This window comes from Leifsonia sp. HAY1-4F (assembly GCF_056755275.1).
Window position 1 is genome coordinate 1 of the sequence record NZ_JBNDHX010000604.1, and the last position, 238, is coordinate 238.

The window sequence follows — 238 nt, forward strand, 5'->3', positions numbered from 1 at the left end:
CCGCGGATGTCGTCGGCGGTGAGCGCGCGGGAGAGCAGCTCGTCCTCGTCCAGGACGGCGTGGAACAGCCGGGCCTTCCGCTCCTGCAGCGCGAGCACCTTCTCATCGATCGTCCCGTCCGCGATGAGCCGGTACACGTTGACCGGACGATCCTGGCCGATCCGGTGGGTGCGGTCGATCGCCTGCGCCTCGGCGGCGGGGTTCCACCACGGGTCGAGCAGGAAGACGTAGTCCGCCT

At 70.2% G+C, this 238-nt stretch carries 1 protein-coding gene; it reads right to left on the bottom strand.

The annotated features are described in order from the left end of the window. Positions 1 to 238, bottom strand: a 238-nt coding sequence (locus ACPYOG_RS20680) for a helicase-related protein (RefSeq protein ID WP_481295933.1), incomplete at both ends; no start/stop codon positions are given.